Origin of the sequence: Methylobacter sp. Wu8 (assembly GCF_036440755.1) — a bacterium.
GTDB classification, from domain to species: Bacteria; Pseudomonadota; Gammaproteobacteria; order Methylococcales; family Methylomonadaceae; genus Methylobacter_A; species Methylobacter_A tundripaludum_A.
In genome coordinates this window covers 1-21,158 of the sequence record NZ_JAZGVT010000027.1, presented here as the reverse complement: position 1 = coordinate 21,158, position 21,158 = coordinate 1, and the positions used below count along the sequence as shown (strand labels likewise).

The 21,158-nt window shown below is 52.3% G+C and carries 16 protein-coding genes and 1 pseudogene; 6 read left to right on the top strand and 11 right to left on the bottom strand.

The window, feature by feature from the left end:
* Window positions 1–213: 213 nt before the first annotated feature.
* The gene (locus V3O24_RS01535) at window positions 214–690 is read left to right on the top strand and encodes an ATP-binding protein (RefSeq protein ID WP_331305878.1); all 477 of its coding nucleotides are present in this window, start codon (window positions 214–216) and stop codon (window positions 688–690) included.
* A 19-nt stretch (window positions 691–709) separates the two neighbouring features.
* Here the strand turns inward: V3O24_RS01535 and V3O24_RS01530 are convergent, their stop codons facing one another.
* The 5 genes and pseudogenes from V3O24_RS01530 to V3O24_RS01510 form a co-directional block, all read right to left on the bottom strand.
* Entirely contained in the window at window positions 710–1,048 is a 339-nt protein-coding gene (locus tag V3O24_RS01530) for an STAS domain-containing protein (protein WP_331305876.1), read from the bottom strand.
* A 399-nt stretch (window positions 1,049–1,447) separates the two neighbouring features.
* Window positions 1,448–2,161: pseudogene (locus tag V3O24_RS01525) on the bottom strand (amino acid ABC transporter ATP-binding protein); the annotation flags it as partial.
* The gene (locus V3O24_RS01520) at window positions 2,158–5,901 is read right to left on the bottom strand and encodes an ABC transporter permease subunit (RefSeq protein WP_331305875.1); all 3,744 of its coding nucleotides are present in this window, start codon (window positions 5,899–5,901) and stop codon (window positions 2,158–2,160) included. The pseudogene V3O24_RS01525 and the gene V3O24_RS01520, both read right to left, overlap by 4 nt.
* Window positions 5,898–7,901 (bottom strand): SpoIIE family protein phosphatase, encoded by a 2,004-nt coding sequence (locus tag V3O24_RS01515; RefSeq protein WP_331305874.1) that lies wholly within the window; start codon window positions 7,899–7,901, stop codon window positions 5,898–5,900. The genes V3O24_RS01520 and V3O24_RS01515 overlap by 4 nt, the downstream gene beginning before the upstream one ends.
* Window positions 7,843–8,871 (bottom strand): ABC transporter substrate-binding protein, encoded by a 1,029-nt coding sequence (locus tag V3O24_RS01510; RefSeq protein WP_331305873.1) that lies wholly within the window; start codon window positions 8,869–8,871, stop codon window positions 7,843–7,845. The genes V3O24_RS01515 and V3O24_RS01510 overlap by 59 nt, the downstream gene beginning before the upstream one ends.
* 485 nt (window positions 8,872–9,356) lie before the next feature.
* On the opposite strand from V3O24_RS01510, the gene V3O24_RS01505 reads away from it, so the two are divergent.
* The 4 genes from V3O24_RS01505 (at window position 9,357) to V3O24_RS01490 (ending at window position 12,140) form a co-directional block, all read left to right on the top strand.
* Window positions 9,357–9,641 carry a hypothetical protein gene (locus V3O24_RS01505; protein ID WP_104423393.1) on the top strand — a complete coding sequence of 95 codons (285 nt, stop codon included), beginning with the start codon at window positions 9,357–9,359 and terminating at the stop codon, window positions 9,639–9,641.
* Between the two features lie 248 nt (window positions 9,642–9,889).
* Window positions 9,890–11,170: a SpoIIE family protein phosphatase gene (locus V3O24_RS01500; protein ID WP_104423394.1), complete on the top strand. Its 1,281-nt coding sequence runs from the start codon at window positions 9,890–9,892 to the stop codon at window positions 11,168–11,170.
* A 16-nt stretch (window positions 11,171–11,186) separates the two neighbouring features.
* Entirely contained in the window at window positions 11,187–11,741 is a 555-nt protein-coding gene (locus V3O24_RS01495; RefSeq protein WP_331305871.1) for a SiaB family protein kinase, read from the top strand.
* 12 nt (window positions 11,742–11,753) lie between these two features.
* A complete protein-coding gene (locus V3O24_RS01490) occupies window positions 11,754–12,140 on the top strand; it encodes a DUF1987 domain-containing protein (RefSeq protein WP_104423396.1) in 387 nt (128 codons plus the stop codon).
* 572 nt (window positions 12,141–12,712) lie between these two features.
* Here V3O24_RS01490 and V3O24_RS01485 read toward each other — a convergent pair.
* The 6 genes from V3O24_RS01485 to V3O24_RS01460 form a co-directional block, all read right to left on the bottom strand.
* A complete protein-coding gene (locus V3O24_RS01485; RefSeq protein ID WP_331305870.1) occupies window positions 12,713–13,384 on the bottom strand; it encodes a TIGR04211 family SH3 domain-containing protein in 672 nt (223 codons plus the stop codon).
* 37 nt (window positions 13,385–13,421) lie between these two features.
* Window positions 13,422–14,330 (bottom strand): ornithine carbamoyltransferase, encoded by a 909-nt coding sequence (gene argF, locus V3O24_RS01480; protein WP_104423398.1) that lies wholly within the window; start codon window positions 14,328–14,330, stop codon window positions 13,422–13,424.
* A complete protein-coding gene (locus tag V3O24_RS01475) occupies window positions 14,320–15,507 on the bottom strand; it encodes an acetylornithine transaminase (RefSeq protein WP_104423399.1) in 1,188 nt (395 codons plus the stop codon). The genes argF and V3O24_RS01475 overlap by 11 nt, the downstream gene beginning before the upstream one ends.
* A gap of 162 nt (window positions 15,508–15,669) precedes the next feature.
* Window positions 15,670–16,584 (bottom strand): oxygen-dependent coproporphyrinogen oxidase, encoded by a 915-nt coding sequence (hemF, locus tag V3O24_RS01470; RefSeq protein WP_104423400.1) that lies wholly within the window; start codon window positions 16,582–16,584, stop codon window positions 15,670–15,672.
* Window positions 16,585–16,764: 180 nt separating this feature from the next.
* Window positions 16,765–17,436, bottom strand: a complete 672-nt coding sequence (gene rpiA, locus V3O24_RS01465; RefSeq protein WP_104423401.1) for a ribose-5-phosphate isomerase RpiA — start codon at window positions 17,434–17,436, stop codon at window positions 16,765–16,767.
* A 454-nt stretch (window positions 17,437–17,890) separates the two neighbouring features.
* The gene (locus V3O24_RS01460) at window positions 17,891–20,872 is read right to left on the bottom strand and encodes an Ig-like domain-containing protein (protein WP_331305868.1); all 2,982 of its coding nucleotides are present in this window, start codon (window positions 20,870–20,872) and stop codon (window positions 17,891–17,893) included.
* Between the two features lie 80 nt (window positions 20,873–20,952).
* Between V3O24_RS01460 and V3O24_RS01455 the strand changes: the two genes are divergently transcribed.
* On the top strand, window positions 20,953–21,158 hold a 206-nt coding region (locus V3O24_RS01455), incomplete at its 3' end, for a hypothetical protein (RefSeq protein ID WP_331305866.1).

Sequence of the window (21,158 nt, the reverse complement as noted above, 5' to 3'; positions counted from 1 at the left end):
ATTACCATGAAGAGCATGAAGGACATGAAGACTTAAACCTTTCATGCCGCTTCATGTCCTTCATGGTTAAAAAATGAAAAATAAAACTTGCTCAAGTTATTTCATGCACGTTCCTTAGTTCGCTAGCCATTCCAATCAGACCGGTTTTCGGCGAAAACCTTGACTGAAAACGCAGATCGCGGTGGCCGCAAGAAATTTACCGGGTGTTACATAGTGAAACCTGACAAACCTACCCAGATTAAAAAGGAATCCGATCTTTGCGGACACAACAGGAAGGTGTTGTTGGATTACCGGATACCCACACGGCTCGAAGAAATCGAAAAACTTGCTGACGCTGTCAATCAGGCTCTATCCGACCCCGACCTGGCTTTCCGTGCCAACGTGTGCCTGGAAGAGTTGATTACAAACACCATTGTTCACGGCCTCAATGGCGCCGCCGACCGGTTCATACAGGTCCAAATCAGTGTATCGAACGAATGGCTGGAAATTCTTCTGAAGGATGATGCGCCGCAGTTTGACCCTTTCATGCAAGCCCCTAGCCCCAACCTGGATCTGGATATTAACGAACGACCCATCGGCGGTCTGGGGGTGCATATGGTGAAGAAACTGATGGACGATGCCCGTGCCGATTACGACGGCAGCGGCAATGTGATTGTGTTGCTCAAGAAGCTGCATCAGGCTGCCGGATAAAGCTTTTCCAGGAAAACCTTTATCCGGCGATTACCGCAAGCGCTTCAGCGACAGAGTTTTCCATCTTGAATACGGTGTTGAAACCGCACATATCGAATACCGACCGGACGTTTCCCTTGACGTTCGCCAAACAGGCCCGCCCGCCTTTCGCATTCAGCAGTTTGGCCATCAGCAAAAGTCCGCGCAAGCCGGCGCTGCTGATATAGTCGAGTTGTTCAAAGTCGACCACGATGCAAATATTCCCGCCATCAATCAATTCCCGAATGCTTTTTTCATAATCCGGCGCAGTAACCGCATCCAGCCTGCCGCTAATCGTGACAACGACGGCGTTATTTTCACTTCTAGTCTGCAAATCCATGGCTATTATTTCTCAAAGGGGGTTGGTTTTGATCAGGAATTGTAACCTGTTTTTATCGTTGAGCCATTGGTAGTCGATGCTTTCGGTCAAGTTTTTTATGATCGCCAGTCCCAGGTCATCGCCAGATAAGTTGCCGCTTTCAAGCGGGTTTGCCGCCTTTCCGCTGCTTTCGCAGACCACCTCCAGACGCGCGCTCTTTTCCGAATAGGCAACGGTCAGATCAAGAACTGCCGCAGGCAGATACGGGGTATAGATTTGCAGTAATTCTTCAACCAGCAACAGCAAGCTGTCTCTTGTATTCTTCGGCAGGATCTGTTTCTCGCAAAACGCCTCTATTTCGGCATTCATCGCGTACAAATCATAATCCGGCGAACTGATGCGGCAGGTATAACTGCGAATCCTTTGGATGAACGCCCTTGTCTTTTCCTTTTGCGGGTTCTCAAAAATCTGTTCCGGGGGACCTTCTTCGTAAATAATCCCTTCGTCCATATACAAGACCCGGTTTGATACGTCACGGGCAAAGTCCATTTCATGGGTAACAATCGCCATCGTCATCCCTTCTCTGGCAAGGCGGCGTATGACCGACAACACTTCGCTGACCATGGTAGGGTCCAGCGCCGAAGTGGGCTCGTCAAACAGGATAATCTGCGGGTCCATGGCCATACAGCGGGCAATAGCCACACGCTGTTTCTGGCCGCCGGAAAGCTCGTCCGGGAATTTGTCGGCTTTCTCGGCCAGCCCTACCAGCCTCAGAAGATCCATGGCTTTCAGCTGCGCAGCGTCCTTGCTCATCCCCTTAAGCTTGACCGGCCCGATGGTCAGGTTTTCCAGCACGGACAAATGGGAAAAAAGATTAAACGATTGAAACACCATGTTCATTTTCTGGCGAACTTTAGCCACATCGGTCTTTTTATCCAGAACATCTACGCCGTCGATGTAAATCTCCCCTCCGCTTGGGTATTCGAGCAGGTTAAGGCAGCGGAGAAAAGTGCTTTTGCCGGTGCCGGAAGGGCCGATGATGGAGACAACCTCGCCTGCTTTTATTTCGGTGCTGATGTCTTTCAGTACGACCAGGTCATCAAATCTTTTCGACAAATGCTCAACTTTTATCACGACTTAGCCTCCATGCGCCGTTTGTGTTTCGGGTCGGTGACCCGCTCAAGATAATCCAACGCCTGCGTCAGAATCCACGATATTGCGAAATACAGAATGGCGATCATGATCAGCGGAAAGAACGCATCGAAAGTGCGGCTGCGAATGATGTCGCTGGCCTTTGTCAGATCCTGTACCGCTATATAGCCGACGATGGAGGTCATCTTGACCAGGGAGATGAACTCCCCCTTATAAACCGGCAAAATGCGCTGCACGGTCTGCGGGAGAACGATGAACAGGAATGTCTTGATCTTGGTAAAGCCCATCGCAATGCCGGCCTCGGCCTGGCCTTTATCGACCCCTTCTATGCCGGTTCTGAATATCTCGGACACGTAGGCGGCAAAATTCATCCCGAACGCAATAATAGCCACCAGCACCGGGTTGATGTCGACCGAGGCGAACACGACATAGAAAATCAGCATCAACAGCACCAGTACCGGCGTGCCGCGCAGAATGGTGATGTAAACCCTGGCGGGCAGGTTCAGGACAGCCCGCTTCGACATTCGCATGAAGCAGACCAGCGCGCCCAGCAGCGTACCCAACACCGTCGAGAATATCGAAATAATCACCGTCGTCTTCAATCCGTCCCATATCAGCAGGTAACGGTTTTCCTGGATGATGTTGCTGTAAAAACTGTCGGCCAGCCTGGTCAGGAACGGCAACGAGTCTTTTGCCGAATCCTCCTTCGTATCGAAGGCTGCAATATTTTTCTTAAGCGCGAATGCGTTCGCGCCTAACTCATAATAGGGCTCGGAAAAATCGACTTTGTTTTTTCTTTCCTCGGTAATCATCAAGGTGCTGTCAATCATATCGATTTTGCCGCTGGAAACCGCTGCAATCAGGTTGCCGAACTCCATATCGGAAAATTTGGCCTCTTTGCCCAAATAAGCCGCAAATCTTTCCGCAAGTTCGATATCGAAACCGGTCAGTTTGCTGTCTTTGATCACCGCGAATGGAAGCCCCTTGTCGCTGACAATGCCGACAATCAGCATGCCGTTCGATTTTGCATTGGCGATCTCCGGCATGCGCGTATCGCCGTTTTCCATCCAGCGCTTCAGCATATCGCCGTAAACGCCGGTTGACCTGATTTGCCGCAGGAATTCATTGAATTGTTCGCGCAATGCGTCGTTGCCCTTGCGGAAACCGATGCCGATCGGGTAGGAGAGTAAAGAATCCCCCAACAGCCCCAATTCGCTGTCTTCGCGAAGCATTTCAATCAAGGTTTCCCGTGTGTAGATAGCCGCATCGACCTTACCGGATTTTACAGCCAGCAGCAGGTCGGACGGCGATTTATACTGGAGAGTGGTCGCGTTGGGGTAATGTTCCATAGCGTACCTGTCGTGAACGGAACCCAGCAGTACGCCGATGCGTTTGTCCTGGAGATCGGCAATCGATGTCAGTTTTTTCCGCTTGCCTTGTTCGGATCCGGCATCGTTCACCGACAAGATATTTTCCTTCAACGCGAACATCCGGGTACCCATCTCATAATACGGATCGGAAAAAATGATCTGTTTTTTCCTCTCTTCGGTCACGTAGATGGAACTGGAAATCATGTCGGCCTTGCCGGTGGAAACGGCGGCAATCAGGCTGCCGAAATCCATGTTGGCGAACTTAAGCTGTTTCCCGAGATACGCCGCGAATCTTTCCGAAAGCTCAATATCGAACCCGACCAGCCGGTTGTCTTTGACTGCTGTAAAAGGCAATCCGGCATCGCTGACGCCGACGACCAGAACGCCGTTCTTTTTCGCGTCGCCGATCGTCGGCATGCGCGTTTCGCCCAGTTCCATCCAGCGATGGATCATGTCCGCGTAGACGCCGTTTTGCTTGATCTGCGCTAAAAACTGATTGAATTGATCCCTCAGGGCTTGATTGTTTTTGTCGAAACCGACCCCGACGGAAAATGAAAACAAGGAATCCCCTAATAATCCCAAGCTGTCGTCCTGGCGCATGATTTCGCGCAAGGGTTCGGTATCGAACAGTGCGGCATCGACCTTGCCGGTCTTGACCGCCAAGGCGACATCGGCGGGGGACTTGTATTGGAGGATAGTCGCATCAGGATAATTTTTCGTCGCATAGGTATCATGAGCGGAGCCGACCAACACACCGATACGCTTGTCTTTCAAGTCTGCATCGGATGCCGGCTTGGAGTACTGCTTTTTGGCGGCAGAATCAGAGACCGGCGGCCGCCTAACCAGCGCCGAGATGTCGTTCTCGACATACGGGGCAGAGAACAGTACGAGCTTTTTACGCTCTTCCGTGACATTAAAGTTGGAAAGCGCAAAATCGATTTTGCCCGACTGCAACGCGGGGATCAGGGCTTCAAAGTTCATGTCGGTGATCTCGATTTTTTTGCCGAGACGCTGACCGATCAACTGGCTCAGCTCAATGTCCAAACCGGCCAGTTTTCCATGCGCATGGAATGAGAAGGGTTCGATGATCGCGCAAGTCCCCATTTTCAGCACCTCCTCGCGGCCGGAGTCTTTTATTGGCGGTATCTGCGGCGCGGCCGTATATTTTGCATCAATCCATTTCGTTCTGAGCTGCTGCAGGACGCCTTCCTTGTTCAGTTCGGATAACACTTTATTGATCTCGGCAAGCAATGCGGCATTGTCTTTGCGGATCGCGGCGGCAATTTCAAGTTTGTCCACCGGTTCATCGACAATGACCAACTCGGGATTTTTCTCGGCAAGATTAAGCAGCACACTCTTGTCATAAATAAAGGCGTCCGCTTTGCGGGTCTTTACTGCAAGAGCGGCGTCCGCTGACGCGACAAACACCTGAAAAGTTGCGTTCGGAAAGTGCCTGCGGGCCGCCAGGTCTCCGGCTGAACCGCCCAAGACGCCGATTCTTTTACCGTCTATGTCTCCCGGTTTTGAAATCCCGTTACCCTTATCAATGCCGGGCGGAGGCGCTGCCGCGGCGTTTTTTTTGACCAGCATGACCTGTGCGTTGGCGTAATAAGGCTCAGTAAAATCGACAACTTTTCTGCGTTCATCTGTTGCGGTCATTCTGGTTACGATCAGATCGACCTTGCCTGATTGCAACGCCGGGATCAGCGCCATGAATTTCATATTGAAAAATTCGACCGGCCTCTGGAGTTTGGCGCCGATAATTCGCGCAAGCTCACCGTCATGCCCGGTTACCCTGCCCTCTTTGTCGACAAAACTGAACGGCTCCCGCGTGGCGCTGACGCCTATTTTTAGGGGCGCTCCTTCCGCGGGGAGTGTGATGTTCATTTCTTCATAAGGGCTCAAATCCGGCTTGAACCAGCGCTTCTTCATCGATTCCAGGGTGCCGTCGCTCTTCAGCTCAGAGATGATCCGGTTCAATGAGGCCAGAAGCGCGTCATTGCCTTTCCTGAGCGCAATCGCGGTGTCCTCTTGATCAAGCGGCTCGGACAGCAACCCCAACTCCGTATTCTTCTTCGAGACCTGAAGCGCGGCGGGAAATGCGGTTACGATCGCATCCAGTTGCCCGGATTTCATCGCGGCGACGGCGTCCATAATATCGTCGAAACTTTTGACCTGGGCCTCGGGGAGCCTTGAGGCAGTGATTGACTCTCCGGTTGAGCCGGTCATCACGCCGATTCTTGCATTTTTTGCATCATCCAGACTGGCGATGACGGTTTCACTTTCTTTGCATCCGGCCAGCATGGCGAGCGCCGCCAGAATAATCAGCGCCAACAGCGTCGTTTTTTTCATCCGCCCTTCCCTGCATGGTTCATGCTCGCATTATCCTTCGTCATTCTTATCGCCAGCATGGTGATGTCGTCTGATTGTGGCGCACCGCCCGCATGTCGTACCAACGCTTCGCTTATGCAGTGGATCATGCCCGAAAGTTCTTCTTTGGGGGCAAGTTGCAGGGCCTCCCGCAGTTGCGACTCGCCATACAGATCGTCTTTCCGGCTTCTTGCCTCGGTCACGCCGTCGGTATAAAGAAACAGGGTATCGCCCGGTTTCAAAGTCACTCGCTCAGTCTCATAGACCGTTTCCATGATGGGGCCAAGCATTAGCCCCGGTTTCAAGCTCAGGTAGCGCACACCCTGCGAGTCAATGATCAGCGGTGGATTGTGTCCGGCATTGGCAAAACGCACCTCTCCGGTCGTGACATCAAGGATAGCGCAGAACACCGTGGTGAACATGCAGCTTTCATTGTCCGATGCGAGGATGTTGTTAACGGAGAAAAGTATTTTATCGGGCTCGCCAAGCCGCTGGCCTTCGGTTTTCAGCAGGGTTTTGGCGACCATCATGTACAGCGCAGCGGGAACCCCCTTGTCGGAAACGTCGGCGATCAGAAAACACAAGTTCTTATCGTCTATGAAAAAGAAGTCGTAGAAGTCGCCGCCGACTTCTTTAGCGGGAACCATCGATGCGTAAATATCGAACTCGGGATGATTCGGAAAAGGGGGGAACAGGCGTGGCAACAGGCTGGCCTGGATGTTGGTAGCCATCTTGAGCTCGCTCTGAATCCGCTCCTTGGCAGCGGTGGTCTCGGTCAGGTTCTTGATGTATTCCTTCAGCGACTCCTGCATGACTTGAAAATCGTGCGTAAGAACGCCCACCTCGTCGTTCGAATGCACTATGGGCAGATCCACGTCAAAATTCCCCGAAGCGATCTCATCGGTCGCTACAGTCAGCAATTGGAGCGGTTTTATGACCGTTTTGGCAATGTAGATGACCGCCAGGGTCAGCAGCAGAATCCCGATAAAACCCATCGCCGCCATGGTCATGCTCAACTTTCCGACATTCTCAAGCAGTTCTGCCTCGGGGAAAACGACGGCAAGCGTCCATCCTGCCGAAGCGATCGGCGCGTAGTACATCCAGCTTCTGACCCCTACCAGGCTCGTGTAATGGACGAAGCCCGACTCTCCCCTGATCATTTTCTTGCCGAGTTCACGCAGGTAGGCGTCCTGACGCGCTTCTGCAATGCTGAAGAAGGTCTCGTTCATGATGGAGCCTTTCATCGGGTGAGCCAATATCATCCCGTTGCGTGAAAGCAGGGCCGCGTAGCCGGTCTTGAGTATCTTGACGGAGGAGATGTATTCCGTCAGGGCGTCGAGGGAAATGTCCGCACTCACTATTCCTTTGAGTTGTTTATCGCCATTGATTTCCTCGTAAAAAGGAACCGAACAGGTCGACATCAGAATATTGCCTGCGCCTTCATCGAAGTAAGGTTCGCTCCATTCGAGTTTACCCAGCTCACGCGGAATCTGATACCAATCCCAGTACAAGTAAGGCACAAACTGGTATGACTTTTCCAGGCGGCTGAGGGCGATCTTTCCGTTTTCCCTGTAATAATACGGCGCATACAGGCGCGATTGGGCGCTGAAGGCGTAGGGCTCAAAGGCGATGGCCGAGCCGTAAATTTCGGGATTGTTCTCGACGGTGGCTTTGAGCAGGGAGTGAAGCTGCGGCTCCGTATACTTGCTTGTCTCCAGCGCTCCGGCTACCCCTTCCGTCACTTTCGCAACCGCCGTCAGTTGCGTCTCCACCCGATTGACCAATGACATGGCGAGGTTGCGCGCATTACTTTCCAGCTCATCTTGCAGCATGACGCGGGACCGGTAATAGTTATAGCCGAGCGTCACCGCAAAGATCACGGAGCTGAACAGCGCGATGACCAGCACAAGTTTGGTGACGATGCTATTTTTCCTGAGCATCGGGCTTCCATGAAAATGTCGAATAGTCGGGATAACTTTCAATCAGGCCGTTTCTTTGCATCGCACGGCCTACGGCCTCGTAATCCTGCTCCGTAAGGCTGCCGAAGCTTCCCTGAGGATTGACCGGCGTCATCAGATCCCGCATCCGGTCCAGCATCCATTTCTGATGCATCCTGTTGGCAGGTAAATGGTCCTCGCGCATATATTTGATCACGATATCCAGCGCCTCGTCGGGATGCTCGAAGGCGTAGCGCCATCCTTCCAACGAGGCGTTGACAAAGGCTGCCGCCAAGGCAGGATCTTTACGGAGAGTCTTTTCCATCGCGTAGATCCCGTCCTCTATAAAATTCATGCCCCAGTCTCTCAGGAAAATGACGTTCAATTCCTCAGGATCGATTCCCGAATCGAGTATCGTATGGTATTCGTTGAACCACATCGCGGATGTCACATCGATGCCGCCGCGCAAAAACAGGTTCACCGTATGGGACTGGCGAACTTCCCGAACCTTGATGCGATGGTTGGCGAACAGCGTGCGCGGCGGTATTGATACGTCCCCTTCCCACAATCCCACCTTTTTGCCGTCCATGTCGGCGATGGTCTTGATGCCGGCGGTTTTTTTTGAAACCAGCATCAACGCCGAGCGCTGGATGATTTGGGCCAGGTTAACGAGTTCCTTGCCGGCAGCGCGATGCAGAAGGGCCGTGGTAAGCCAGACCACGGCGAAATCCGCCGCGCCCTCTTCCAGAGCTTGAGTGGGCGTATGTCCGGGCCCCGCCTTGAGGATTTTAAGGTCGATACCGTGGCGGGCGTAGATTCCCTTGTCGAGAGCCACGTAATATCCGGCGAACTGGGCCTGCGAACCCCACAGTGGCATAAAGGAAGCGTTTTTCAGAGGCACTTCGGCGGCGCCAACAGGACGCGCGAGCACACAGGCCATGAACAGTACAGACATCACTGCGATGATCGAATGCTTCTTTTGTTGAAGACGGTTTTTATGCCACATCTTGCTCATGCTCGCTTCTGTTTGACTCTTCCTGACAAGAGCAACGCACTAAAAACCTCTGCATAATCTATAAACTTAATGAATTATAGTAATTTTTGGGGTATGCGGCTGGCAATAAAACTCAGTGTACCTGTCCGTCAAGAATGACAGCCGACAACACAATATAAACCATAATGATAAAGTAGCCTGAAGTTTGTTTCACAATTAAAAACCGATGTTACGCGGTCTTTATTTGTTGCAGAAAGGTGTCGCTAACGCGACGGTTATTTGAATCGGGTTCTCGCACCCGAAAGCGAGTTACTTTCTTTTGCGTCGCCTAAAGCGCCTACTGTTGGTGCTCTACCTCCTGCATCCATGCAGTCGAAAAGAAAGTAACCAAAGAAAAGGCGCGCCGCGATCATTGAGTGCTTTCTACGCACTCCATCCATGCACTGTCGAATTTTTTGTTAACATGTACCTAAAAGCAACATTTTAACCCACGAGAAAAACCAATAATGTTCACACTACCCTCCGCCTGGAACCTGATCGTCTCCACCGTTGTATTCTTTATCGCAGCCGGTTATTTCCATCGCTATCTGAATAGTCAAGGCCTGCCCAGAGGCATGACACGCAGCATGGTAGTGTTTACACTCGCCTCCTTGATGTCATGGGGATCGGGTGAATTAGTCGACTGGAGCCAAGAAAAAATAGAAGGGCCGCAACCGGCGGCGCAAACCCCGGACGATCTGTCGCAACTGCTAAAAACGGTCAGCCGGATGCAATCACAGCCTCGGAATTGAAAGGACCGAATCCGTGTTCCGTCCAGTATCTGTGCCTAACTATGTTGTAAAGCCATCCAATAAGTAGCACCCGGCGCAAACCGGGTCTAACCCGTCATCGTCTCCTGCAAACTGCTGGCACATTCCAGCGATCATAAATGTGAAATGATTGGCACTTTATTGCCAGGCAATTAGAACCACGCCCTGATTCATCATTTTGTAATAAATGTCATCTATCCTGATGCCATTTTCAGCATCAAGGCGAGTCAATGTTAGATCAATCCTTATTAAGTCAATCGAGAGCCGGACTGTCAGAAATTGAGGCAGAATATATCGCCAGCAGCCTGCTGCGAGTCTGCCCGCCGGTCTCACCCCAACATACCAATCTTGAAGTCACCAAGCTGCTGAACGAGCATCCTGAGCTGATTTCCATTGCTGTCGTCGAAGACAATAAGCCGATGGGTCTGATTACCCGCAACGTTTTTATGGAGGGCATGGCCAAACCCTATCACCATGATTTATTCGACCGCAAAAGCTGTATCGCCTTTATGGACAAAGAACCGCTGGTTGTCGATCAAAACATGAGCATTCAAACACTCAGTTTCAAGGTATTAGGCTCTGGCCGTAAAACGCTGAACGACGGATTTATCATCACCGATGAAAACGGCGATTATCTGGGGCTCGGCAACGGTGAAGATTTAGTCAGGGTGGTTTCCTTCTTGCAGGCGGAAAAAAACCGGCTGGTCACGGAAAGCATCAATTATGCGAGCGTGATTCAAAAATCTTTCCTGCGTTCGTCAAGAGAAAGCATGGCCGCCGTGTTGCAGGATTATTTCATGCACTGGGAGCCACGGGACAAAGTAGGCGGCGACTATTATTTCTGCAAAAAATTTGATGACGGCTTTTTTCTCGCGTTGATCGACTGCACCGGGCACGGCGTTCCCGGCGCCTTTATGACGCTGATTATGGCATCCTTTCTCGATCACATCCTGCTCGAAGACAACCGTCACGACCCTGCCGGCGCACTGGCGATTATGAATAAAAAGGTCAAGACGGCGCTGGGCCAGATAAACGATTCGGCCGCTGAAGGCTTTGACGCCGACCGTTTTTCCACCAAGCAGAACGGGCAATCCGATGACGGCATGGATACGGCTTTCTGCTGGGTCAATACGCAAAACAGCACATTGACTTATGCGGGCGCCAAAACAGCCTTATTTTACATAGGCGACGCCTCATCCGACGTACAGCTACTGGATCCTGATCGTAAAGGTGTAGGTTATGTCGACACGCCGATGGATTATCAATGGACCAATCAACAACTCGCGTTGAGCAAAGGGATGTGCATCTACCTGACTACCGACGGACTGATCGACCAGATTGGCGGATTAAAGAAAATTGCTTTCGGCAAAAAACGTTTCTCGGGACTGCTTCAGGAGCATTATCTCAAGCCCATGCCGGAGCAGGAGTCCATCATCATGCAAACCTATTACGACTATCAGGGAAAACAGAAGCGGCGCGACGATGTCTGCCTGATGGGATTCAGATTTTAATTAACAGGAAATTTTTATGCTTATCGATGTATTTAGCGTGTTCCGTGAAGAGGCCAATACTAACGGGATTGTTTTTTATTACAGCGGTATTGTTTCGCAGAACGTCATTAAAACCATGAGTGACTCGTTGAAACAAAACCTGCAGCAACAGGACGAAAAAGGCGCCAGATCCCGGAAGGTATTCTCCACTTTTATCGAAATGATACAAAACGCGATGCATTACTCGCCTAGCGTTCCCGATGCCGGCGATACCAAGGAAGGCTCTATCCTGGTCAGCAAGAAAGAGGACAAATATTATGTCATCTGCGCCAATTTTATTCATAAGCAGCATGAAACGCGCATACGCAACAAGCTTGATCCTATTCTGGAAATGAGCGCTGAAGAGATCAGACAAGCTTATCGCGCACAATTAAAAAACGATCAGCACAGCGAAGACACGACGAGCAAAGGTGCGGGTCTCGGATTCTTAACACTGGCAAGAGATTCAGTCGAACCTATTGAATACGCTATCAGAGACGCAGTAGGTTATGAAGACGAACTGTCTTGCTTTTATCTCAAAGCTACTATTTAAGGAGTTATCATCATGACCGACATATACATTCCAGCCACTTCTGACACACCTGAAATCGATTTTAAATTTTCCAGCAATACGCTGAGCATGTCCGGCGAAGCGTACCCTGAAAACGGCGTCGAATTTTTCCGCCCCATCCTTAAGCAATTGCAAAGCCATTTAAAATCGCTCAACGGCGCTCCTGTTGAATTTAATTTTCAGCTGACTTATTTCAACAGCGTCAGCACTAAAATCTTTTACAGCATGTTTGAATTATTGAACGAGTATGCCAAAAGCCATCCAAACACTGTTTTATTAAACTGGCATCATGATGAAGAGGACGACACGATTCTGGAGTTGGGCCAGGATATTCAGGAAGACTTTACCTGGATCGATTTTAACGCGATCGTGTTAGCGTAATTATCCTGTCCGTTGCGTATCGTCCGAACAGCTAAGGAAATACTGATTTAATCCTTCGACAAGCTCAGGATGAACGGTAAGTTTTTGATTTCGTTCGTGGTGAGCTTGTCGAACCATGAACGAAATCAATTTGTTCAGCGCTTCCCTAAACAACCATCAGCTAAAACCTGCCGGTTGTTTAGCTAACTGATGTTACGCGATCTGCTGAAAGTTGCCGCTAACGCGACGTTATTTGAATCGGGTTCTCGCACCCGGCCCTCTGACAACGCGCTGCATCCCTCCACCTACCAGCGGCCGGTTTTCTTCATTTTTTCCGTTCCACACGCCGGGCCCATGTTAAACACAAGCCAGGCTGATCCTTGTCTAAACTTAAACAAATAGACTTTGGAGAGATGTGTATAAAGAAGAGATCTCCAGGTTGATTTCCCTAGAACCGTTCGTATTGAGCTTGCCTAAATGCGAGGTTTTTCGAGGTTCCCCAGAGAAGAGAAAGCGCTTGCTTTATTGCCGCTCATAATTAAGGCTAAAGGACCGGGCTTTTTGTACCCTTTGTCCTTCGTCTTTTGCCTTAATTAATACGAATCCCAGCCGCTTCTGCTGCGGCGCCAGCTGAGTTTAGGCAAAATAAACCCTAAAACAACGCCGATAAGAGCGAGTATGCCGCCGTATAAAAACCAGTCCTGATTGGTGGTGTCCTGCAACGCCTGATTTTCAAGCTTGAACTGTTGTAATTCACGTTCAACATTCACTACGCGCTCTTGAAGTTCGTCGCGCTGATTTTTTAATTCTATGGTGCTGGCAGCGGTTTTTTTCAGTTCGTTAAGTTCCCTGCTTAACTGATCCCGCTCTGACGCCAACGACTGTTCAAGAGAGGTTCCCGGCGTGATGGATTCTTTAACTGTAGCCAACTCAGCCTTCAGTGCCGCATTTTCAGACTGTATAACCGCCAGATTCTTGTTTGCGGCCTCCAATTGAGAACGGCTGGTCGGTTCCTTCATGGTATTACGGGTCGGCATATAGCCTTCGGTGCCGTCATTCATGCGGACGTGCAAAAAACCCGTGCTTTTGTTTTCTTCTATTACCGTAAGCGGGGTGCCGGTCGGGAGCAACTTTACAACTTTACTGTTGTTATTTTCTTCGCTCCTGAGCGACAAATTCAGGTTGTCGGTAACATAAACGGTTTCAGCCTGCGCTGAACCAAAAGCTGCCAGTAAGATAAAAAACGAGCTGAGTATTTTTTTCACTTGAATCTCTATATTGTTGGTCGTCTGAAAGACAATTCTAACGTGATTTATTGCACAGGAGAAATTCCAGCAGCGCTTTTTGAGCATGCAGTCTATTTTCTGCTTCATCGAAAATAACGCTTTGCGAACCGTCAATCACATCGGCGCTGACTTCCTCGCCCCGGTGTGCGGGCAAGCAATGCATAAACAGCGCGTCGCTATTTGCGACCTTCATGACGTCGGCGTTGACCTGATAATCTTTAAACGCAATTTCGCGTTGTTTTTGCTCTTCTTCCTGCCCCATGCTGGCCCAGACGTCGGTGACGACCAGATCCGAATTTTGGGCGGCGGCCACCGGCGTATCGAAGAAACGGACGCGCTCCCCGGCTGCGTCGACGATGTCTTGTAACGGCATATACCCCTCAGGACAGGCGATGTTCAAGTTGAAATCCAGCACCATTGCGGCATGAATATAAGAGTGACACATGTTATTGCCGTCGCCGATCCAGGTCACGGTCTTGCCCTGAATGTCGCCGCGATGCTCAAAATAGGTCTGCATGTCCGCCAGCAATTGGCAGGGGTGTTGCAAATCGGTCAAGCCGTTGATCACAGGGACGCTTGAATATTGGGCGAATGTAGTCACCGTTTCGTGCTTGTCGGTTCTAAGCATGATGCAATCGACCATGCTTGAGATAACCCTTGCGCTGTCTTGCAGAGGTTCGCCGCGGCCCAGCTGGGTGTCTCGGGGCGATAAAAACAATGCGCTGCCGCCGAAGTGGCTCATGCCGGATTCAAACGAAATGCGGGTGCGCGTCGATGATTTTTCAAAAATCATCGCCAACACTTGGCCTTTTAACGGCTGGTAATTCGGGTCGCGGTTATTTCTCAGGACGATGGCCCGGTTGATCAAGCGACGGAATTCGTCGCCGGATAAGTCAAGCAGGCTGATGAAATGTCTAGGATTCATAGGGGGTGTCCGTATGCTTATGAATAAGAGTCGATAAGGTTTCTACGAGTTCAGCGATTTGCTGATCATTAATAACAAATGGCGGCAGCAAACGAATGGTCTTTTCACTGGTGACATTAATCAATAAACCTTGTTGCAGCGCTGCCTGCACTAACTCGGCACATGGGCTGTCGAGTTCGATACCGATCATCATGCCTTTATGGCGAATATCGACGACGTGCGCATTACCTTGTAACCGTTGTTTAAACGCAGCGCTGATAGCATCGCCTTTTTGCGCGGCCTGCTCGATCAGGTTTTCGGCGTCCAGTGTCGCCAATACCGCTAAAGCCGCGCTACAGGCTAAGGGATTGCCGCCAAAGGTGGAACCGTGATTGCCGGCGGTGAATATTTTGGCCGCTTTGCCGCTGGCAAGACACGCGCCGATCGGTACGCCGTTGCCCAACGCTTTAGCCAGCGTGCATACATCGGGCAGTATCCCGTTATGCTGGAACGCGAGAAATTTGCCGGTACGGCCTACGCCGGTCTGGATTTCGTCGAGCATCATCAGCAGGTTATGCTTGTCGCACAGACTGCGGATTTGGTTAAGATAATCGGCGGCGGGAATATTGACGCCGCCCTCGCCTTGTATCGGCTCAACCAACACCGCGACGACGTTCTTATTCTGTAGGACAGCCTGTTCGATTGCGTTGACGTCGTTGTACGGTACGCGAATAAAGCCATCAACCAGCGGCGCAAAGCCTTGTTGGATTTTTGTGTTGCCGGTAGCGCTAAGCGTTGCCAACGTGCGGCCATGAAAGCTTTTTTCCATCACGATAATCGCCGGATTTTCTATGCCTTGCTCGTGACCGTATTTGCGCGCCAATTTGATCGCCGCCTCATTGGCTTCGGCACCGGAGTTGCAAAAAAATACGTTATCCATGCCGCTTTTTTCAGTCAGCTTGTCGGCCAACTGCTCTTGAACGGCGATGCCGTACAGGTTCGAGGTATGCAGCAGTTTCTCGCTTTGTTTGCAGATGGCCTGATGCACGGCAGGATGAGCATGGCCCAAGCTGCACACAGCTATGCCGGACAATGCATCCAGGTAGCGGGTATTGTTTTGATCAAACAACCATGCACCCTCGCCCCGTTCGAAGGTAATGGGTAAACGTCCGTAGGTCGGCATAATGTGGCTAGTCATTGCTTCTGTTCAAAATTTAAAGAATACAGTCCTCAATCTGAGGCCCATTAAAAAAATGCTCGATTATAGGTTTCAATCTAGTCCCAGGCAAGCTCTGATTACCCTAGGCGTTTTTTAAAATTAAAACCCTGTTTTATATAGTCAAAATTCGCCATCTCAGCTTCAATCGCCCAGCCAATTTTGCGGTTTGAGATATTCATCATAAAGCACGGCTTCCGCACTGCCGGGCTCGGGTTGCCAGTTGTATTTCCAGTGAGCTACCGGCGGCATCGACATTAAAATCGATTCGGTACGTCCGCCGGATTGCAAGCCGAACAAGGTGCCGCGGTCATAGACCAGGTTGAATTCAACATAACGTCCACGGCGGTAAAGCTGGAAGTCGCGTTCCCTGTCGCCATAAGGCGTGTCCTTGCGTTTTTGCATGATAGGCAGATAAGCATCAATATAATGGTTGCCGACGCTTTGCATAAAAGCGAAAGACTGCTCGAAACCCCATTCGTTCAAATCATCAAAAAACAGTCCGCCGACGCCACGGGTTTCGTTTCTGTGTTTGAGGAAGAAATATTCGTCGCACCATTTTTTGTAAGTTGGATAAATGTCATCGCCGAAAGGCTGACAGGCGGCGCGGGCGGTTTGATGCCAGTGCAGCACATCTTCTTTAAACGGATAAAACGGCGTCAAATCGAAACCGCCGCCGAACCACCAAATAGACGGCTCCCCCGGTTTTTCCGCGATCAAAAACCGCACATTGGCATGCGATGTCGGCACGTAAGGATTGTTGGGATGGATAACCAGCGACACGCCCATCGCCTGAAATTGCCGGTCTGCAAGTTCCGGGCGCTTGGCCGTTGCCGACGGCGGAAGCTTAAAACCGGACACATGCGAAAAATTAACGCCTCCTTGCTCGATCACCTGCCCCCCAGCCAATACTCGGGTCCTGCCGCCGCCACCTTCGGCCCTGTCCCAAAGGTCTTCGACAAACCGGGCTTCAGGCTCTACGGATTCGAGCGCGGTACAGATTCGGTCTTGCAGGTTTAGCAGGTAGTTTTTTACTTGGCTGATGTCGTCAATATTCATGTGCGGGATCGGGGGTTGTGAAAAGGCGAATTTGATATTCTAGAAGTATATGGCTGCATACACAAAGGGACTTGTTGCCGCTTTAGCCTGTTGGGCGGTTTCGCGCAGCAAACCGTCAATCGTCCTAACGCGAATCTCAGCCGGTGGACTGCCTACGGCGAATCAACCTCACGCGTTATGTCAGGCCCATTGTTCACGCACCTGCCCGTCGTGCCCGCAAAATACCGCTGTAGTCAGGCCGTGAAAAATACCGTGTTCGACGATGCCGGGAATGGCGTCCAGTTTGCCGTTGAGCTGTTTGCCGTCAAATTCGACAGGAAAGCGCACGTCCAGCACCAGACTGCCGTGCGAAGTGACCGCCAGCCCGTCGCCGTTGGCGCGGAGTTGGGCTTCGCCGCCGATGGCCGCCAGACTGCGCTGCACCAATTGCCAGGCAAACGGCATCACCTCGACAGGAATCAGATAATTCTGGCCGATGCGTTCGACCTGTTTGCTTTGATCGATCAACACCCAAAATGCGTCGCTGGCGTTGGCCAGCAGTTTTTCCCGCACCAGATCGCTGCCGCGGCCTTTCAAAAGGGTCAGATCGGGACTGACTTCGTCGGCTCCGTCGACGTAAACATCGAGCCTGCCGACATGCTCCATCGCCCGTAGCGGCAAGCCCAGTTGCCGGGCTTTGATAGTACTGACCACCGAGCTGGCGACAGCCTGGATTTGCAGGCCGTCGTCACGACAACGACGGGCGACGGCTTCGATAAAGTAATTGGCGGTCGAGCCGGTACCCAAGCCGATCAGCATCCCGTGTTTGACTAATTGAGCGGCGTGTTCGGCGACGCGTTGCTTGTCGTTCATGATCGACCTCCCCGGTTAACGTAACTGTACTTTAAATTTCGATTTTGTTTAATCTTTAACAGGATGTTACCTCGTTTCCGCGCCCGCGTAGGAACGAGACAAAAGCAGACATTGCACCAAACAACTCTTGCATGAAATAATAAATCAGGCGGATTCAACTCCGAAGTGCATGCCTAATCCATCCGATCCTGCAAGCCTCGCTTCGATGTCGTCCTTGAACCGCTCAGCACCGAATTTGTCACCACTATTCACAGCTTCACGAATCGCTTTTAACGACGTATCATCCATTTGATGACGAATAGTGCATAAGCCGCGTGCCTGAGCTCATCGGTTGCACCAAGATCAAGATAGCAGGAATGAAGGGTATCAATCAACCGGCTCTATCCCCTGCTATAGTGGCAGGGGATAATCCCAGCGCCGTAAACTCTGTCTTTTTTAGAGACCACTTTAAAACTCAAGCGGCATCCTTGTCATTGCTAACAAGGCTTGCCAGACTATCCAGCAGTTTTAGACGCTGCATCTCAAAGCCTTTACTGCCCACCATCTGTAGCTGCTGAGTCAAACCTGGCTTGCTAACGTAAACCGGTTGCTTATCGGCATGTCCCGCACGACTTTGCTGGTCTTGCCCTTTTTCCTTGACGGGTGGTTGATTCTTTTCTGTGTCATCAGGCTGTTGTTGCTTCGGCTGCACTTTGACCAGAACAACCACCTCGTTTCCCCGGCTGTCACTGATGGTGACTTTCACGATTATAAGGTTAGTCACGACAGCGCCCTCTTTTACCGTAACGGCTCCCGTAATTGGATCAACGCTGATCCAGGGCGGCAAGCGTTGTCCGGTAGACAGCTCGGCAGTAATCGTTACCCCTCCGAACGTATCCAGCCCGGCAAAGACACTGAACGGCATGTTAATGGTGTCTCCAGGCGTTTTATTTCCGCTTGCCTCAACGCCCAGCTCCATATACACAACGATGGCCTGTTTAGTGCTGAAACCGGTATTATCGGAGCTAAAACTGTCGATTGTGCTGTTGCGATAACCTGTACTGAGGCTATCACTAATAATCTTGTTCTTGTCTGTGTCGATGTTAATGCCTGCTCCCGCAATATTGTCCGCACGAACGGTATTAACCATACTGATGAGTGGGTTCTGTTTGCCATCCGTATTCCCGCTTATTTGACTGAGGTTGATGGTCGTTGAATTCACTGTGATGGTAAAGGTCTGGCCAGCGCTGGTATCGACGCCGCCATTGGCCGTACCGCCGCTATCCTTGATAGATACGGTCACTGTTGCACTGCCGTTGGCATTAGCCGCCGGGGTGTAGCTCAGGTTGCCGTTGCTGTCGATCGTCGGCTGTAGGCTGAAAAGTGCATTGTTGTCATTGTTGACGGTAAAGTTCAGGGTTTGGTCGCTTTCGTCAGCCGGGCCGGCGCTGAGGCCGGTCGCCCAGTTATTGACCGTTTGCACTCCGGCGTCTTCGTTGACAGTCTGGTCTGCGCCTTTGATAAAGCTTGGAGCGTCATTAATTGCCGTGACATTGGTGCTGATAGTGTTGACGCTGCCGGAAATGGCCGTAGCGCCTCCATTGGCCGAGCTGTCTGCTGTAACGCGAGTTTCATTGCCTCTCGCAGTGGCGCTGAAAGCACCGTTGTAAGTATTATCCAGAACGCGAATGTTCAGGGCCGTGGGTGCGCCGTTGAAGTTGGCCGCCGGCACGAAGCGCAGCTGTGTGGTATTCGCCAGAGCCAGGGCAGTAGCGCCGTCCGCGACTGCACCGATGGCTTTCCAATTGGCGCCACTGTCGCTGCTGTACTGCCATGCGCCTTCCGTAGCTGCATTGGCGCTATTGCCCACCATCAGGAAGCCGGGCGTAGTGGCCCCGGTATCCACATCCTGAAAACTGTAGCCGGTTAAGGCGCTGATAACCGTGCCGGTAGGATTGCTCGTATCTTCATTTATCGCGGCCAGTGTCAGATTATCTACTCCGGCGGGGGCGTCGTTGACGCTGGTGACGGTGATGCTGCCGTTGGCGCTGTTGCTGGAAAACGCCGAACTTCCGCCGCCTATGCCGGCATTTGCCGTTTGCCGTATGTTGTTGGTGGAAGCTGCGCCGCTGGTTTCGTCCCAGGCTTTGTAGATGAAGGAGGCGGTTTCGCCATTGGCAAGATCGGGCTGGTAGCGAACTTGCGTGACACCGTCCAACAATAAGGCGGAGGTGCCGGATACCGTGCCGAAATCGGTCCAGGCACCGCTGTCGGTAGAGTACTGCCATGTGCCGTTGCCCGTCGTCCCGGTGACGGCGATGCCTTTGGCAACGCCTGCGCCGTCCGGATCGGCCCAGGAAGCGGCGCCGGTAAGGAGAGTATTGACCGTCACGCCGCTGCTGGCTGTTTCTTCGTTGGTGTCGGCGAAGATATAAGTGGCGCCGCTGGTAATGGTCGGAGCATCGTTGACGGGCGTCACGATCGTTGTGGAGGCGACGCTGAGACTGGTGGTGTCCACACCGCCGTTCGCCGTGCCGCCGGTATCCTTGATGGAAGTCAGCGTTACCACCCGGTTGGCAACTGTGGGATTGTCGCTGCTGTTGCTGTAGGCCAGCGCGTTGACCAGCGTCTGCGCCTGAGCTACGGTAATGCCGCCCGCCTTGCTGAGGGTCACCGTCGCGGTGTTCCCCGATAGCGAAACGCCGGCGGTCATGCTGTGGGTGGCGGTAGTCACCGAGTTGCCGTGGGTCAGCGCCACGCTGGAACCGTCGATGCTCAAAATTTCCGCCGCGCCGTCGGTGAGGTTGCTGACCGTCAGTACCAGTTGCCCGATGTTGTCGGCCGCTTCCACCGCTGAAATCGCCGCACTGCTGAACAGCGCCGCCGCAGCCCCGTTTTCAGTGTACGTCGGGTTGGAAGCCGTCACCGTCAGCGTCGGCGGGTCGTTGATGGCGGTGACGGTGACGGTGGAGGTGACCCCGGTGCTGGTTTGCGCGCCGTTGCTGCCGGTGCCTGCGGCGTCGGTGACCGCCCAGGTGACGGTGCTGCTGGCGGTGGGATTGTCCGAGCTGCTGCTGTAAGTCACCGAGCGTAAGGCCGTTTGGTAGTTGGCGATGCTGGTTGTGCCGCTCAGGGCCAGCACGCCGGTGCCGCTGTTGTAGCTACCGGTGATGCCGTTCTGGGTGGTGAAGCCCAGCACATCGCCGCTGGTAAAGCCGCTGCTGATCGTCACTGTCGCTCCGGTAAGCTGGGTGTCGTCGGCATCGCTGAGCACGATGGTATTGTCGATGGCTACCGCCGAGCCGTTCTCCGTGTACGCCAGAGTACCGCCCGCCGTCGCCACCGGCGCGTCGTTGACCGCCGTCACGGTCACCGTGGAAACGACGCTGAGGCTGGTGCTGTCCACGCCGCCGTTGCTGGTGCCGCCGGTGTCTTTGACGGAGGTCAGCGTGACCACGCGGTTGGCGGCCGTGGGATCGTCGCTGCTGTTGCTGTAGGCCAGTGCGTTGACCAGCGTCTGCGCCTGAACTGCGGGTAATGCCGCCCGCCTTGCTGAGGGTCACCGTCGCGGTGTTCCCCGATAGCGAAACGCCGGCGGTCATGCTGTTACTGGCGGTAGTCACCGAGTTGCCGTGGGTCAACGCCACGCTGGAACCGTCGATGCTCAGAATTTCCGCCGCGCCGTCGGTGACGTTGCTGACCGTCAGCACCAGTTGCTCGATGTTGTCGGCCGATTCTACGGC

Bases quoted from the DNA above. Each gene is read 5' to 3' on its own strand.
- V3O24_RS01520 (WP_331305875.1), bottom strand. From the start codon at position 5,901: ATGAAAAAAACGACGCTGTTGGCGCTGATTATTCTGGCGGCGCTCGCC.
- argF (WP_104423398.1), bottom strand. From the start codon at position 14,330: ATGAATCCTAGACATTTCATCAGCCTGCTTGACTTATCCGGCGACGAA.
- V3O24_RS01530 (WP_331305876.1), bottom strand. From the start codon at position 1,048: ATGGATTTGCAGACTAGAAGTGAAAATAACGCCGTCGTTGTCACGATT.
- rpiA (WP_104423401.1), bottom strand. From the start codon at position 17,436: ATGAACGACAAGCAACGCGTCGCCGAACACGCCGCTCAATTAGTCAAA.
- V3O24_RS01505 (WP_104423393.1), top strand. From the start codon at position 9,357: ATGTTCACACTACCCTCCGCCTGGAACCTGATCGTCTCCACCGTTGTA.
- V3O24_RS01495 (WP_331305871.1), top strand. From the start codon at position 11,187: ATGCTTATCGATGTATTTAGCGTGTTCCGTGAAGAGGCCAATACTAAC.
- V3O24_RS01510 (WP_331305873.1), bottom strand. From the start codon at position 8,871: ATGAGCAAGATGTGGCATAAAAACCGTCTTCAACAAAAGAAGCATTCG.
- V3O24_RS01490 (WP_104423396.1), top strand. From the start codon at position 11,754: ATGACCGACATATACATTCCAGCCACTTCTGACACACCTGAAATCGAT.
- V3O24_RS01500 (WP_104423394.1), top strand. From the start codon at position 9,890: ATGTTAGATCAATCCTTATTAAGTCAATCGAGAGCCGGACTGTCAGAA.
- hemF (WP_104423400.1), bottom strand. From the start codon at position 16,584: ATGAATATTGACGACATCAGCCAAGTAAAAAACTACCTGCTAAACCTG.
- V3O24_RS01475 (WP_104423399.1), bottom strand. From the start codon at position 15,507: ATGACTAGCCACATTATGCCGACCTACGGACGTTTACCCATTACCTTC.